Annotated in this window: 15 protein-coding genes; 8 read left to right on the top strand and 7 right to left on the bottom strand. The window is 68.6% G+C overall.

Annotated features, from left to right (window positions below; genetic code table 11):
- Positions 1 to 296 precede the first annotated feature (296 nt).
- From OCT48_RS17600 to OCT48_RS17575, 6 genes are all read left to right on the top strand, one after another.
- Positions 297 to 1,115: a CoA transferase subunit A gene (locus OCT48_RS17600; protein ID WP_263590432.1), complete on the top strand. Its 819-nt coding sequence runs from the start codon at positions 297 to 299 to the stop codon at positions 1,113 to 1,115.
- A complete protein-coding gene (locus OCT48_RS17595; RefSeq protein WP_263590431.1) occupies positions 1,115 to 1,888 on the top strand; it encodes a CoA-transferase subunit beta in 774 nt (257 codons plus the stop codon). Before OCT48_RS17600 ends, OCT48_RS17595 begins: the two co-directional genes overlap by 1 nt.
- Positions 1,889 to 2,044: 156 nt before the next feature.
- The gene (gene pcaF / locus OCT48_RS17590) at positions 2,045 to 3,250 is read left to right on the top strand and encodes a 3-oxoadipyl-CoA thiolase (RefSeq protein WP_263590430.1); all 1,206 of its coding nucleotides are present in this window, start codon (positions 2,045 to 2,047) and stop codon (positions 3,248 to 3,250) included.
- A 226-nt stretch (positions 3,251 to 3,476) separates the two neighbouring features.
- Entirely contained in the window at positions 3,477 to 4,307 is an 831-nt protein-coding gene (locus OCT48_RS17585; protein ID WP_263590429.1) for a 3-keto-5-aminohexanoate cleavage protein, read from the top strand.
- Between the two features lie 250 nt (positions 4,308 to 4,557).
- A complete protein-coding gene (locus tag OCT48_RS17580; RefSeq protein WP_263590428.1) occupies positions 4,558 to 5,349 on the top strand; it encodes an alpha/beta fold hydrolase in 792 nt (263 codons plus the stop codon).
- 79 nt (positions 5,350 to 5,428) lie between these two features.
- The gene (locus OCT48_RS17575; protein ID WP_263590427.1) at positions 5,429 to 6,214 is read left to right on the top strand and encodes a M48 family metallopeptidase; all 786 of its coding nucleotides are present in this window, start codon (positions 5,429 to 5,431) and stop codon (positions 6,212 to 6,214) included.
- A 51-nt stretch (positions 6,215 to 6,265) separates the two neighbouring features.
- Here OCT48_RS17575 and gfa read toward each other — a convergent pair whose 3' ends face one another.
- The 3 genes from gfa to OCT48_RS17560 form a co-directional block, all read right to left on the bottom strand.
- Positions 6,266 to 6,838 (bottom strand): S-(hydroxymethyl)glutathione synthase, encoded by a 573-nt coding sequence (gfa, locus tag OCT48_RS17570; protein ID WP_263590426.1) that lies wholly within the window; start codon positions 6,836 to 6,838, stop codon positions 6,266 to 6,268.
- A 247-nt stretch (positions 6,839 to 7,085) separates the two neighbouring features.
- The gene (locus tag OCT48_RS17565; protein WP_263590425.1) at positions 7,086 to 7,481 is read right to left on the bottom strand and encodes a hypothetical protein; all 396 of its coding nucleotides are present in this window, start codon (positions 7,479 to 7,481) and stop codon (positions 7,086 to 7,088) included.
- A gap of 104 nt (positions 7,482 to 7,585) precedes the next feature.
- Positions 7,586 to 8,587 carry an LLM class flavin-dependent oxidoreductase gene (locus tag OCT48_RS17560; RefSeq protein WP_263590424.1) on the bottom strand — a complete coding sequence of 334 codons (1,002 nt, stop codon included), beginning with the start codon at positions 8,585 to 8,587 and terminating at the stop codon, positions 7,586 to 7,588.
- A 147-nt stretch (positions 8,588 to 8,734) separates the two neighbouring features.
- Between OCT48_RS17560 and OCT48_RS17555 the strand changes: the two genes are divergently transcribed.
- A complete protein-coding gene (locus tag OCT48_RS17555) occupies positions 8,735 to 8,911 on the top strand; it encodes a hypothetical protein (RefSeq protein WP_183384298.1) in 177 nt (58 codons plus the stop codon).
- Positions 8,912 to 8,953: 42 nt separating this feature from the next.
- Here OCT48_RS17555 and OCT48_RS17550 read toward each other — a convergent pair whose 3' ends face one another.
- From OCT48_RS17550 to OCT48_RS17535, 4 genes are all read right to left on the bottom strand, one after another.
- Complete coding sequence (locus OCT48_RS17550; protein WP_263590423.1) at positions 8,954 to 9,196, bottom strand: hypothetical protein; 243 nt, start codon at positions 9,194 to 9,196, stop codon at positions 8,954 to 8,956.
- A 71-nt stretch (positions 9,197 to 9,267) separates the two neighbouring features.
- The gene (gene aguA / locus OCT48_RS17545; RefSeq protein WP_263590422.1) at positions 9,268 to 10,416 is read right to left on the bottom strand and encodes an agmatine deiminase; all 1,149 of its coding nucleotides are present in this window, start codon (positions 10,414 to 10,416) and stop codon (positions 9,268 to 9,270) included.
- Positions 10,417 to 10,424: 8 nt separating this feature from the next.
- Positions 10,425 to 11,807, bottom strand: coding sequence for a Na+/H+ antiporter NhaC family protein (locus OCT48_RS17540; protein WP_263590421.1), 1,383 nt, complete (start codon positions 11,805 to 11,807; stop codon positions 10,425 to 10,427).
- A 198-nt stretch (positions 11,808 to 12,005) separates the two neighbouring features.
- Positions 12,006 to 13,424 (bottom strand): aminotransferase, encoded by a 1,419-nt coding sequence (locus tag OCT48_RS17535; RefSeq protein ID WP_263590420.1) that lies wholly within the window; start codon positions 13,422 to 13,424, stop codon positions 12,006 to 12,008.
- A gap of 318 nt (positions 13,425 to 13,742) precedes the next feature.
- Between OCT48_RS17535 and OCT48_RS17530 the strand changes: the two genes are divergently transcribed.
- Positions 13,743 to 14,981 carry a M20 family metallo-hydrolase gene (locus OCT48_RS17530; RefSeq protein ID WP_263590419.1) on the top strand — a complete coding sequence of 413 codons (1,239 nt, stop codon included), beginning with the start codon at positions 13,743 to 13,745 and terminating at the stop codon, positions 14,979 to 14,981.
- Positions 14,982 to 14,989: the final 8 nt, after the last annotated feature.

Here is a 14,989-nt window from a genome sequence, read left to right as displayed (position 1 = left end):
CATGTTCGGTAGGCGAACATGGTGATCGTCACCTTTCCTGAAGGTGGGATATCGGCAGCCTATAAGACCTTGGTCGCAGTTCGATGCCTGGCTCGGGACGAGGAAATACCGTCCCGGCGGGGGGTTAGCGGACGTTTCGCTCCCGTGGACCAGGGTCAGGGGCGGCGTGGGGTTTGACGATCACCGACGGTGACGCTAATTTGTTCGCATATAGAATTGATGTTCGCTAAACGAACAAGGTGGCCGTCGCCTGGCAGGCATCGGCCGCCGAGCTCTCCCCAACAGAGGTGCACCATATGGCCGAGTTCCTCAGCTTGCCTGACGCGGTGGCCCGCTACGTCGAAGACGGCGCCACCGTATGCATGGAAGGCTTTACCCACCTGATCCCCTTCGCGGCGGGCCACGAGGTCATCCGTCAGGGCAAGCGTGACCTGACCCTGATCCGCATGACCCCGGACCTGGTCTATGACCAGCTGATCGGCGCCGGCTGCGCCAGGGAGCTGATCTTCTCCTGGGGCGGCAATCCCGGGGTGGGCTCGCTGCACCGCCTGCGCGATGCGGTGGAGAAGGGCTACCCGCACAAGGTCGAGATCCTCGAGCACAGCCACGCCGCCATGGCCTGCGCCTTCGAGGCCGGCGCCGCCGGGCTGCCGCTGGCCGTGCTGCGCGGCTACGTCGGCAGCGACCTGCCCAAGGTCAACGACCAGATCAAGTTCATCGAGTGCCCCTTCACCGGCGAGCGCCTGGCCGCGGTGCCCTCGATCCGGCCCGACGTCTCGGTGGTGCACGCCCAGAAGGCCGACCGCAAGGGTAACGTGCTGGTGGAGGGCATCGTCGGGGTGCAGAAGGAGGCCGTGCTGGCCGCCAGGCAGAGCATCGTCACCGTCGAGGAGATCGTCGACGACCTCGACGTCGAGCCCAACGCCTGCGTGATCCCCGGCTGGGCGATCAGCGCCATCGCCGTGGCCGAGAAGGGGGCCTACCCCTCCTACGCCCACGGCTACTACGACCGCGACAACCGCTTCTACAAGGAGTGGGACGCCATCGCCCGCGACCGTGACGCCTTCACCGCCTGGCTCGACGACAACGTCTACACCGCAGGGGGACAGTCCTGATGAGCACCGAATACACCTCCTCGGAGATGATGACCGTCACCGCCGCCCGGGCGCTCGAGAACGGCATGACCTGCTTCGTGGGCATCGGCCTGCCCAGCGAGGCCGCCAACCTGGCGCGCCTGACCCATGCCCCGGACGTGGTGCTGATCTACGAGTCCGGCACCCTGCAGACCAGGCCGAACGTGCTGCCGCTGTCCATCGGCGACGGCGAGCTGTGCGAGTCGGCGCTGACCACCGTCTCGGTGCCCGAGATGTTCCGCTACTGGCTGCAGGGCGGGAAGATCGACGTGGGCTTCCTGGGTACCGCCCAGATCGACCGCTACTGCAACCTCAACACCACCCTGATCGGCGACTACCACGATCCCAAGGTGCGCCTGCCGGGCGGCGGCGGGGCGCCGGAGATCGCCACCAACGCGGGTGAGGTGTTCATCACCCTCAAGCATTCGCCGCGGGCCTTCGTGAAGGACGTCGACTTCGTCACCACCCTGGGCTTCGGCCGCGACGGCCAGGGCCGCGACGGCGTGCCCAACATCGGCAAGGGCCCGACCCGGGTGATCACCGACCTGTGCGTGATGAAGCCCGACCCCGAGACCAAGGAGCTGGTGGTCGTCTCGCTGCACCCCGGCGTGTCCCGCGAGGACGTGATGGAGGCCACCGGTTGGGAGATCCGCTTCGCCGAGGCGCTCGAGAGCACCCCGGAACCCTCGGCCCGCGAACTGGAGATCCTGCGCGAGCTGAAGGAGAGGACCAACCGAAAACATGCCGGCGAGTAAATTCACCTTAAAACGGCCTGCGCTCGGCCATACGGCGTTGAGAGTCAGCTCAAAATGCTCATTTACCACACATGTAAACTCCGCGTTTTCGCTGACTCTCGCCTTGTCTGGCCATCGCTCGTCGCGTTTTAAGTGCGAATTTCAGGAGATTTTTCAATGAGTAACGTCTACCTGTGTCATCCGCGGCGTACCGCCGTGGGCCGCTTCGGCGGCACCCTGGCCGCGGTGCGTCCCGACGACTTCGCCGCCACCCTCTTCCAGGCGGTGCTCGCCGAGGCGCCGGATCTCGACCCGGCCGCCATCGACGAGGTGATCATGGGCTGTGCCAACCAGGCCGGCGAGGACAACCGCAACGTGGCACGCATGTCGTCGCTGCTGGCGGGTCTGCCGACCTCGGTGCCCGGTACCACCATGAACCGCCTGTGTGGCTCGGGCATGGACGCGGTGGGCACCGCCTTCCGCGCCATCAAGGCCGGTGAGTTCGAGCTGGCGCTGGCCGGCGGCGTGGAGTCCATGTCGCGGGCGCCGTTCGTGATGGGCAAGGCCGAGACCGCCTTCTCGCGCACCCAGACGATCGAGGACACCACCATCGGCTGGCGCTTCATCAACCCGCTGATGAAGCAGCAGTACGGCGTCGACGCCATGCCGGAGACCGCCGAGAACGTCGCCGAGCAGTACCGCATCTCCCGCGAGGATCAGGACGCCTTCGCCCTGAAATCCCAGCAGAAGGCCGAGCGCGCCCAGCAGGAAGGGCGGCTCGAAGAGGAGATCACCGCCATCGAGATCCCGCGGCGCAAGCAGGAGCCGCTGATCTTCGACCAGGACGAGCACCTGCGCCCGGGCACCACCCTGGAGAAGCTGGCCAAGTTGCCGACACCGTTCCGTGACGGCGGCAGCGTCACCGCCGGCAATGCCTCCGGGGTCAACGACGGCGCCGCGGCGATGCTGGTGGCCAGCGAGGCCGCGGTGAAGCAGCACGGCCTCACGCCCATGGCACGCATCCTGGGCATGGCCACCGCCGGGGTGGAGCCGGCCACCATGGGCATCGGCCCGGTGCCGGCGGTGCGCAAGCTGCTCGACCGCCTGGGTGTGTCGCTCGACGAGATCGACATCATCGAGCTCAACGAGGCCTTCGCCTCCCAGGCCCTCGCCTGCATGCGCGAGCTGGGCATCGACGATCACGACCCGCGGGTCAACCCTAACGGCGGCGGCATCGCCCTGGGCCACCCGCTGGGCATGTCCGGCGCCCGCCTGCTGATGACCGCGGCCGTTGAGCTGCAGAAGACCGGCAAGCGCTACGCGCTTTGCACCATGTGCGTCGGGGTGGGGCAGGGCATCGCCACGCTGATCGAGCGGGCGTAAGCGCCCGCGGCACCGCCAGATCAGAGCCCTTGAAACCCATCCATTCCCCCTGAACGAGCCCTTGGGCTTTGTCTGAAAAGTCGACGAGCGAAGGCTAGACAAGGCAAAAATTGGTAAAAAGGCGGAGTTTACAGGTAGTAAATGAGCACCTTGAGCCGATTGTTAACGTCGTATAGCCGAACGCAGGCACTTTTCGGACATGGCCAAGGCGTCACGCGAGGTTCCCATGTCGCAGCCCTGTATCATCTGTGTGGCCATCACCGGCAGCCTGCCGCGCAAGGAAAACAACCCTGCCGTTCCCGTGACCCTCGACGAGCAGGTCGAGAGCACCCAGGCGGCCTTCGAGGCCGGGGCGAGCATCGTCCATTGCCATGTCCGCAATGACGACCAGTCGCCGAGTTCGGACCCCGAGAAGTTCGCCAGGCTGATGGAAGGCCTCAAGACGCACTGCCCGGGGATGATCATCCAGCTCTCCACCGGCGGGCGCTCGGGGGCGGGTGAAGAGCGTGGCGCCATGCTGCCGCTGAAGCCCGACATGGCCAGCCTCGCGGTGGGCTCCAACAACTTCCCCACCCGGGTCTACGAGAACTCGCCACAGCTGGTGGAGTGGCTGGCCGACGGGATGCTGACGTACGACATCAAGCCCGAGATCGAGGCCTTCGACCTGTCGCATATCCACCAGGCGGCGACTCTCGCCAAGCAGGGCAAGCTCAAGGCGCCGCTCTACGTCCAGTTCGTGATGGGGGTCAGGAACGCCATGCCGGTGGACAAGCCGACCTTCGATTTCTATGTCGAGACCCTCGAGCGCCTGGCGCCGGGCTCCCAGTGGTGCGGGGCCGGCATCGGCGCCAACCAGCTGGTCCTCAACGAGTGGTCCATCGCCGCGGGCGGCCACACCCGCACGGGGCTCGAGGACAACGTTCGCTGGGACAAGGAGACCCTCGCCCCCTCCAATGCCGCGCTGGTCGAGCGGGTGGCGAAGCTGTGCGAGCAATACGAGCGCCCGGTGGCCACCTGGCAGCAGGCGCGCGAGATCCTCGGGCTCAAGGCGGGCTGACGACTCGCCCCAGCGCCCGCTCCTGCCGTTTCAAGGCGAGCGGCGCCGGTCATCGTGCTGACGCAGGATAACCGGGCCAGCGCCCTGTCGGCCATCACGGTCCCGGCATCCAGGGGGCGATGAGGTCGTATCTCATGTTCGAGCGGCACGCCTTCACCCCGCTGACCGGCACTGGGGAGCGAGACGAGGGCATTTCCAAGGTGCTGCATGTATTGCTTTAGTTTTGACGTTAGGCATCAGGAGAGACTCCATGGCATTTCTGAACATCGATGGACGCAGCGTGGCCTACCGCCTGCTGGGTGCCGAGGCCAACCCGCTGGTGGTGCTGGCGCACCCCCTGGGCATGACCCAGGCGGTCTGGGACGACCTGCTGCCGGCGCTGCTGCCACGCTACCGGGTGCTGACCTGGGACCTGCCCGGGCACGGCGCCAGCCAGGCCTGGCCGGCCGACGGCGGCGAGATCACCCCCGCCGCCCTGGCCGCCGAGGCGCTGGCGCTGGTCGATGCGGCCGGGGCGGCGCGTTTCCATTTCGTCGGCACCTCCATCGGCGGGGTGGTGGGCCAGCAGCTGCTCGCCGAGCACGCCGAGCGGCTGCTCACCGCCACCCTGACCAACACCGGTGCGGTGATCGGCAATGCCGAGCTGTGGACTACTCGGGCCGCGCGCGTGCGTGACGAGGGGCTGGCGGCGATGGCCGGCGAGATCGTGCCGCGCTGGTTCGCCGCCGAGCGACTCAAGCGCGACCCGGCGCTGGAAAGCGGCTGGTGCATCCAGATGGCCAGGACCGACGCCGAGAGCTATGCCCGGCTCTGCGAGATGCTTGGCCGGACCGACTTTACCGGTCGACTCGCGGGACGGGGTGTGCGTGTCCGGTTGCTGGGCGGCACGGAAGACCTCGCAACACCGACGGCCACCCTGGAGGCCTTGGCCGCCGAGCTGGACGGGGCGCCGCTGGAGATCCTGGAGGGAATCGGCCACGTGCCCTCCGTGGAGCTCCCCGGTCCCATCGCCGAGCGCCTGCAGGCGAACCTGGCCGGATGATCGATCGGAGAGCGTGAGTTGCGCGACGTGTTGCGCAGGGTATGCTGGCGGCGTGACCCGTTCGAGGAGTGCTTGCAAGATGCGCCTGGCCTTGCTGCTGCTCGCCCTGCTGGCCCTGGCCGGCTGCGAGAAGACCCCCACCGGCCGCACCCAACTGGCGCTGGTGCCCGATACCCTGATGGCCAAGCTGGGCGCGGACACCTTCGGCCAGCTGCGCGAGCGCCAGCTCGTCGCCGGTGACGCCTCCCTCGACCGCCGCGTGCAGTGCGTGGCCGGGGCGGTGGTGGCGGCCGCGCGGCGCCACTATCCCGGAGCGGCGATGCCCGAGGCCTGGGAGGTGGTGGTGTTCGACGACCCGTCCCCCAACGCCTTCGCGCTGCCCGGCGGCAAGATCGGCGTCAATGCCGGCCTGCTGCGGGTGGCGCAGACCCCGGCCCAGCTGGCGGCGGTGGTCGGCCATGAGGTCGCCCACGTGCTGGCCGACCACGGCAACGAGCGGCTCACCCAGCAACTCGGCATCAAGGCGGTGCTGCTGGTGGTCGGGCTGGTCAGCGAGGGGGAGGTGGGGCAGGAGTCCCTGCTCCAGGCCCTGGGGATCGGTGCCCGACTGGGCATCGCCCTGCCGTTCAGCCGCACCCACGAGGAGGAGGCCGACCTGATGGGCCTCGAGATCATGGCCGAGGCCGGTTTCGACCCGCGGGAGAGCGTGACGCTGTGGCGCAACATGGGGGAGGCGGGCGGCGGCCAGCCGCCGGAGTTCCTCTCCACCCATCCCGCCCACGAGTCTCGCATCGAGGCGCTCCAGGGCCATCTGGAGAAGGCCCGACGCCTGGGCCAGGACGCCGCGCCGCCGGGCTGCGGCTGAGGTGTCATCCGGCGGCGGCCGTTCCGCCCCCTGCCAAGGCCAGGGGCGGCCTCAGAGGACGCCCCTGGCCTTGGCGGTGTGGGTCGCGATGGCATCCATCAGTGGCGGGGAGAGACAGTCATAGGGCGTCAGCCCCAGCGCCTCGAGCCGTGCCCGCACCGCCCCCATGCGCTGCGGATCGGTGCCCGACTCGATGATCGAGGAGGTGAAGGCGGCGAACTCCGGGGCCGCCCACCCCGTCTCGTCGGACAGCTCGGGATGGATGAAATCCAGGCCGTGGAAGGGATGGTCGGGATTCTCGATGCGCCCGAACATGTGCACCCCGCAGTCGCGGCAGGCGTGCCGCTGGATCGCCGCGGAGGCATCGACGATGTCCAGCTTGTCCTCGTTGGCGGTGACGCTGAGGGCGTCTCGTGGCACCACGGCGACCATGGAGAACAGCGCGCCTTCCGGTTTCCAGCACTTGGTGCAGCCGCACACGTGGTTGTGCGCACACTGGGCATTGATGGTCACTTCCACCGGCCGCTCCGTGCAGTGGCAGTGCAGGGTCCCGCCGGTGAAGTCGTCGCGACCGGGGCGGACGCCGCCGTCGACGGCGGGGTGGATGCAGAAATCGTGGCTCATGGCGTGTCTCCCCCTTGAGTGGCGCGATGATGGTCCGCAGGGGCGATGAAGCTGTCATGCGCTGCGGTGGGAGCCGATCCCATAGCCCGAGTATAGGAGGCGAGCGGCCGATCCGGGGAGGCGCTCGGCAGGGGGGAGGCTTCGAGCCGCACGGCGAAGTGCGCGCGCTGGGGTGAGGCGGCGGGAGCGCGGGAAACCGGCCTGCCGCGAGGAGCAGGCCGACAGGGTCGAGAACCGGCAGTGACGCTTAGCGCCACTCGTCGTCGCGGTCGGCGTCCTTGACCTCGTAGTCCCCTTCCAGGACCTGTTGCTCGTGGCGACGTCCCTCGCCGCTGCGGGTCTCGCGATAGCGGGTTTCCCGATAATGGAAGCTGCCCCCCACATCCTCGGCCTGGTCGGCGCGCATGCGTTCCATGCGCTTCTTCATGCGGTAGCGCAGGATGGGCAGCATGGCCCAGCCGACCAGCAGGAAGAACAGGCCCAGCACCACGCCGACGATCATCAGGGCGCCGAAGACCAGCCAGGTGAAGAACAGCCGCAGGCCACCGGCGTTGCCGCCGGGGTGGGCCTGGCGGGCGCGTTCCTGCCACTGCTGCGCCGCCCGCCAGGCGGCGTTGTGGCGCGGATCCTTGGGGTCGGGCATGGGAATCTCCTGGGTGGGCGAGCGACGACTCGCCGTGAATGGCTGCCCGTTGGAAAGCGCCGGTGGGGAAACGTTCCTGCCCCTCGCCGGGCGCCGACCCGCCGTCAGGCCCCTGCCTGCCAGAGGTCGGCGACGATCTCGTAGCTGCGCAGGCGATCCTCCAGGGCGAAGACATCGGTATGCAGCATCAGCTCGTCCGCCCCGGTCGCCGCGAGGAAGGCCTCCAGGCCCTCGCGCACCGTGTCCGGCCCGCCGATCACTGCCGCCCCCAGGAACTGCTCGACCTGAGCCTGCTCGAGGGGCGTCCAGTCGAGGTGTTCCACCGGCGGCTTGGCCTGGGTACGCCGGCCGCGGACCATGCCGAGGAACTTCTGGCGCGCCGTGGAGGCCAGGTACTCGGCCTGGGTATCGCTGTCGGCGGCGATCACCGGCAGGCCGACCATGGCATGGGGCGCCTCGAGCACCGCCGAGGGGCGAAAGTTGTCGCGATAGAGCCGCAGCGCCTCGTGGAGCTGGGCCGGGGCGAACTGGGCGGCGAAGGCGAAGGGCAGCCCCTCATGGGCCGCCAGGCGTGCGCTGTAGTCGCTGGAGCCGAGCAGCCACAGCGGCACCCGGGTGCCCTGGCCGGGCACGGCGCGGACCCGCTGGCCGGGCCGGGCCTCGTCGAGGAAGCCGCGCAGTTCCTCGAGGCGCGCCGGGAAGTCGTCCACGCCGGCCCGCGGGTCCCGGCGCAGGGCCGCCATGGTGGCCCCGTCCGAGCCCGGGGCGCGGCCCAGGCCGAGATCGATGCGGTCAGGGTAGAGAGTCTCCAGGGTGCCGAACTGCTCGGCCACCACCAGCGGCGGGTGATTGGGCAGCATGATGCCGCCGCTGCCGACCCGGATGCGCGAGGTCTGCCCCGCGACGTGGCCGATCAGCACCGCCGTGGCGGCGCTGGCGATGCCCTCGATGCCGTGGTGTTCGGCCAGCCAGAAGCGCGTGAAGCCACGCCGTTCGGCGAGCCTGGCCAGGGCGACGCTGTCGCGGAAGCTGTCGGCGGCGCTGCCGCCCTGGCGAATCGGCGCGAGGTCCAGCACCGATAGTGGAATCTCCTTGAGACGGGGCATGCGAGGCTCCATAGATTAGCGTGCTTACTACCTATCTGGGGGCGAGGCCGCCCGGAAACAACGGGTGGCAGGCGGCAGCAAACGCTAGCCGGGCGCGTCGCCAGCCCCTAAGCTCAGGATACTTGGATACCAAACGGGAACCCGACCATGACCTTGATACGTTCCGGCCAGCGGGTCCCGCGGCGGGGGGCCACGCGTCGTCGCCGGAAGCGACGATTCGACTGGAGCGTCTTCGACCGCTGGCTGGATCGGCTGGTGACCCTGGCGGTGGTGACCGCCCTGGTAGTCGGGGGGGCGGCCCTGCTGATCAGCCTGGTGCTCTAGGGGAGGAGGGCACCGGCGGGAGGCCGGTGCCCAGGCCGGGACTTACCGGTAGCGATTGAGGTCGATGTCGTCCGAATCCGTGGCGGCCCCGGTGGCGGCGCCGACGCCACCGCCGATCACCGCGCCGCGGGTGACGCTGCCGCCGGTCACGGCGGCCGCCCCGGCGCCCACGGCAGCGCCCACGCCGGCGCCACTCAGGGCGCGCTCACTCGTTGTGGTGCCGCAGCCGGCGAGTCCCAGCGCGAGCATCATGCTGACCAGTCCCGTTGTCACGATACGCTTCATAGCCTTCATCCATTGAGGGGTGTGCGCATTAGAGTAGCGGCCCCGGGAACAAGTTTCAAAACGCTGTTCGATTACGCCCCGCCGATCGGCTCCCTACCCGGGCTGCGTGGCTGCTGCTGGGTGATGCAGTGGATGTTGCCGCCGCCGAGGAGGATTTCCCGGGCCGCTACGCCGACTACCCGCCGGGTGGGGAACAGGCCCTGGATGATGGCCCTGGCCTCGTCGTCCCGCTGCGGGTCGAGCAGCGGCATCACCACCACCTCGTTGCCGATGTAGAAGTTGACGTAGGAGCCGGCCATGCGGTCGCCGGGACGCCGCGGGTGCGAATGGCGCAGGCGGTCGATGCCGCTGGCCTCGTCCTCGGCGATATGCAACGGCCCCGGCTGGGGCAGCTTGTGCACCTTGAGCGTCCGGCCCCGGGCGTCCACCGCCGCCTCCAGCACCGCGAGCGCCTCCCGGGAGATGGCGTGCTGGGGGTCGTCCGGGTCGTCGCACCAGGTCAGGGCCACCTCGCCGGGGGCGACGAAGCAGCACAGGTTGTCGACGTGGCCGTCGGTCTCGTCCTGATAGCAGCCCCGCGGGAGCCACAGGATGGTCTCCACCCCCAGGGTGTCGCGCAGCACCCGCTCCATCTGGGCTCTGGTCAGGTCGGGGTTGCGGTTGGCGTTGAGCAGGCATTCCTCGGTGGTGATCAGGGTGCCCTCGCCGTCCACGTGGATGGCGCCGCCCTCGAGCATCACTGGCACCGTGAAGCGCTCGGCGCCGAGCATCTCGGCGATCTTGGTGCGGATGCGCCGGTCCTTGTCCCAGGGGAAGTAGAGGCCGCCGTCGAGGCCGCCCCAGGCGTTGAACTCCCAGTCCACCATGGCCAGGCGCCCGTCCGGGTGGGTCAGGAAGGTGGGCCCCACGTCGCGCATCCAGGCGTCGTTGCTCGACAGCTCCACCACCCGGATATGGTCGGGCAGCTGGATGCGGGCGTTCTCGTACTGGTCGTCGTTGACGCCGACGAATACCGTCTCGCTCTCGGCGATGGCGGTCGCCACCTCGATGAAGGCCTGCTGGGCGGGCTTGGCGCCGTAGCGCCAGGTGTCGGGACGCTGCGGCCACAGCATCCAGCAGGCGTCGTGGGGGGCGAACTCGGCCGGCATGGAAAAGCCCAGTTCGGACGGGGTCCCGTGGGCGGCGCCCGCCGGGGCGCCGGGGTGATCGTGTGTCGTCATGGCATCTCTCACAGGTGGCCGACCATCAGGAATACACCGGTGGCGATGGTCGCGGCAATCAGCACGTAGGGCAGCTGGGTCAGGGCATGGGACATGGGGGTGCAGCCGCTGCCCTGGGCGGACAGCACGGTGGAGTCGCCGTAGAAGCAGGCGTGGCTGCCGAAGGCGCTGGCGGAGATCAGCGCGCCCACCACCAGCGGCATGCTGGCATCGACGCTGGCCGCGAGTGGCAGCACGATGGGCATGGCCACGGCGAACAGCCCCCAGAAGGAGCCGGTGGCGAAGGCCAGGAAGGCCATGGTCACGAAGACCACCGCCGGCAGCATGCCTGAGGTCATCAGTGGCTGCACCGTGCTGATCACGAAGTCGGTCAGCCCCAGCACGTCGTTGACTTCCTTGAGGGTGAAGCCGGCGACCAGGGTGCCGAGCGGCATGATCATGGCCTTGAAGCCCTCAAGCGCCGTGTCGAAGGTGTCATGAAAGCTCAGCAGCCGCTGGGCGCCGATCAGCACCAGGGTCACCGCCAGGGCGACGATCACGCCGCGCAGGATGTCGATCTCGAAGTACCAGGTGAAGAAGATCAGGGTGGCGATGGGCAACAGGAAGTTCAGCAGGTGAGGGCGCGGCTGGTTCTCGTCCACCTCCAGGGCGGCGTCGTCGACCCCCTCGGGCATCAGCTGGCCGCCGGCGGCCCGCGCCTCGGCGGCCTTCATGGGGCCGATGTCGGGGATCCAGCCGAGCGCCACCAGCGGCACGATGGCCGCGGCCACCCAGGCATAGAACATGTAGGGAATGGCCTCGATGTACAGGCCCATGCCGTTGCCGGTCACGTCGTTCTCCTCCAGCAGGCCGGCGAAGAACACCGCCCAGGTGGAGAAGGGCACCAGGATGCAGATCGGTGCCGCGGTGGAGTCGACGATGTAGGCGAGCTTCTCCCGGGAGATGTTGAAGCGGTCGGTGATCTTCTTCATCGAGGCGCTGATGGTCAGGGCGTTCAGGTAGTCGTCGACGAAGATGATCAGTCCCAGGAACCAGGTGGTCAGCAGGCTCTGGTGCTTGGTGTGGATGCGCCGGGTGACGGTGTCGCCGAAGCTGAGCACCCCGCCGGTCTTCACCAGCAGGGCGATCAGGCTGCCGAACAGGCCGCAGACCAGGATGATCCAGGTGACGGTGTCGTTGCCCAGCACGCCCAGCAGGATATCCGAGCCCTGGGTGACCACGGAGGTCGGGTCGACCATCAGCAGGCCGACCAGGGTGCCGGCCAGCAGCGATTCGATGGTGCGTCGGGTGAGGATGGCCATGCCCAGCACCACTGCGGTTGGCAGCAGGCTGTAGAGGCCATAGTCGTCGCCGTCGACGAGTGCGACGTTGCTGAGGCTGGCAATCAGCACGACAACGAGAACTATCAGGCCACCCTTAGTGGCGCTGCCGAAGCCTATGGGGTGGGCCTTCGAGCCCGAAGGAGAGTGTGACATGGTCATTAACCTTTGTTGTTGAATTGTTGTGGTTGATCATTGCGCCGTGGCTCGACCCGCCGGGAAATGCCGAGTGATACATGCGGCGGTTGCCGGCGGGTTACCGTTAACCGTTTACAGGTAACCGTCCTTGCGCAGGGAGACCGTGGTGGCCGTGAGCGCCTCGTCGAGGATAGCGACCACCCGGTCGACGGTCCCGCGGGTCCAGATCAGCGGCGGCGAGACGATGTTGAGATGGCCCACCGGGCGGATGATCAGCCCGCGCTGCTGGGCCTCGGCCGCGACCCGGTCGCCGACCCGCGCCTCCACCGGCAGCAGCTCCTTGGTAATCTTGTCGGCCACGTTCTCCAGGCACATCATGAAGTGGCTGCCGCGCACGTCGCCCACGGTGGCGTGGTGCGACAGGGTCCGGAGTTGTTCCTCGAGGTAGGGCCCCACCTCGCGGACGTTCTCGCAGATCCCCTCGCACTCGATGATCTCGATGTTCTTGAGCGCCGCCGCACAGCTCACCGGATGGCCGGAGTAGGTGAAGCCGGTGCTCAGCACGCCGCCCTTGCGCTGCGGGGTGCCCAGCACCTCGTAGATCTCGTCGGAGATCAGGGTTGCGCCCAGCGGCGCATAGCCCGAGGACAGTCCCTTGGCGCAGTTGATGATGTCCGGCTGGGTGTCGAACACTGCCTCGGAGGCGAAGAAGTGCCCCAGGCGGCCGAAGCCGGTGACCACCTCGTCGGCGATGAAGAGGATGTCGTTGGCGCGGCACACCGCCTGCATGCGCGCATGATACCCCTCGGGTGCGACCAGCACCCCGCCGGCCCCCATGATCGGCTCGGCGATGAAGGCGGCGATGTTGTCGGCGCCGATCTCGGCGATGGTGTCCTCGAACTCTCGTACCAGGTGATCGCAGTACTCTGCCTCGCTCATGCCCTCGGGGCGACGGTAGCAGTTGGCCTCGCTGAGGTGGGTCACCAGGTGGTCGAGGGTGTCGAAGTCCCAGTTGTTGCTCTCGATGCCGGTCAGGGTGGCGGCCAGGTAGGTGGTGCCGTGGTAGGCGTTGTTGCGCGAGAGTATGCGTTTCTTGTTCGGCTTGCCCAGGCGGTTGAAGTAGTAGTGCACCAGGCGGATGGTGGCGTCGTTGGCCGCCGAGCCGCCACAGCTGTAGAAGACGTGGTTGAGGTGCGCGGGCGCCAGCTCGGCGAGCTTGGCGGCGAGCTCCGTGGCCGGGGCGTTGGACAGGTTGTTGAAGGTCGAGAAGTAGGCCATGCGGGTGGCCTGGTCGGCCATCGCCTGGCCGATCTCGGCCCGGCCGTGCCCGACGTTGACGCACCACAGCCCGGCGATGCCGTCGATGAAGCGATTGCCACGGGAATCCTCCACGTGGATGCCCTCGCTGTCGGTGATCAGGTCGCAGCCGTCCTCGTGGAAGACGCTGAAGTCGGTGAAGGGGTGGATGAAGTGATCCTTGTCCTTCTGCCATAGGGTCTCGGTATCGAGGACGGGGCGGTCGGTCGTCGGGCGGATGGTTGTTGTGGTCATGGCGTTACCTCCTGTCGTGTGGAGGCCAGCCTAGCCAGGCCCGGGGAGCGGGCGACATATCCTGATTGGGGTATATCGGGGGCTCGCGCCGCCCTCGTAAGGTGATCTCACGGCACGCATTGCCCCGAATGACCGAGGCCACCGGCGGTGAACGTATCGAGGGGCGCCGGGGACAGGTCGGAGGAGGTCCTACGCCATGGATGGCGTCGGTAGCGCCCATGGAAGGGTTTACAGCGCCTCCTCGTAGACCTGTCGACGGAGCAGCCCCGCGCGACAACGTCAACGGCCCTGCCCGAACAACGACCAAAGAGGCGCACCATGACGACTTCCATCGACGGCCAGCGGCTGTGGGACACGCTGATGGCCATGGCCGAGATCGGCCCTACCGCGAACGGCGGCAGCTGCCGCCTGGCCCTGACTCCCGAGGATGCCGCCGGCCGGCGCCTGCTGCTCGACTGGTGTGAGGCGATCGGCTGCACCTGGCGGGTCGACCGGGTCGGCAACCTGTTCATCCGCCGTGCCGGCAGGCGCGACGACCTGGCGCCGGTGGCCACCGGCAGCCATCTGGACACCCAGCCCAAGGGTGGCCGCTTCGACGGCATCCTCGGCGTGCTGGCCGGGCTCGAGGTGTTCCGCAGCCTGCACGACCGGGGCATCGTTACCGAGCGTCCCCTCGAGCTGGTGGTGTGGACCAACGAGGAGGGCAGCCGCTTCGCCCCGGCGATGGTCGCCTCGGGTACCTATGCCGGCGAATTTTCCGTCGAGGACACCCTGAGCCGCCGCGACGCCGACGGCGTGACCCTCGGCGAGGCCCTGGCGGCCTGCGGCTTCGCCGGCGACATGCCGGTGGGCGAGCCGCGGCTCGACAGTTTCCTGGAGCTGCATATCGAGCAGGGGCCGGTGCTCGAGGATGCGGGAGAAGCCATCGGCGTGGTCACCGGCGTGCAGGGCATGCGCTGGTTCGATGTCACGCTCGAAGGCCAGTCGGCCCATGCCGGCCCCACCCCGATGCGGTTGCGCCACGATGCCCTGGCGGCGGCGGCGCGCCTGATCGACCGCCTGCAGGCCCATGCCCTGGCCGACGCCAGCGGCGACACCAAGGTCACCTGCGGCTGCCTGGACATCGAGGCCGCCTCGCGCAACGTTATCCCCGGCGAGGTGCGCCTCACCGTCGACCTGCGCCATGTGGTGGAAACCGAGCTGGACGCCCTCCAGGCGCTGTTCGAGCGCGAGCTGGCCGCCGCCGGCGAGACCTTCGGCGTGGCCGTCTCCCAGCAGCGGATCTGGGCCTCGCCGGTGGTGGCGTTCGCCCCTGAGTGCATCGCCGCGGTGGAGGCCGCGACCCATGCCCAGGCGGTGCCCTATCGGCGCATGATGAGCGGCGCCGGGCACGACGCCGTTTACGTGTCCCGCGTTGCCCCCACCTCGATGATCTTCATCCCTTGCCGCGACGGCATCAGCCACAACGAGGCCGAGTACGCCACGCCGGAGCACTGCAGCCTGGGCGCCCAGGTACTGTGCGACGCCATGGTCGCCCGCGCCGACCGTCCGGCCTGATCACGGGA

The organism is Halomonas sp. M4R1S46, assembly GCF_025725685.1.
In the GTDB taxonomy this organism is placed as follows: Bacteria; Pseudomonadota; Gammaproteobacteria; order Pseudomonadales; family Halomonadaceae; genus Halomonas.
The sequence above is the reverse complement of the archived record's forward strand: the minus strand, read 5'-3'. Positions and strand labels throughout refer to the sequence as shown.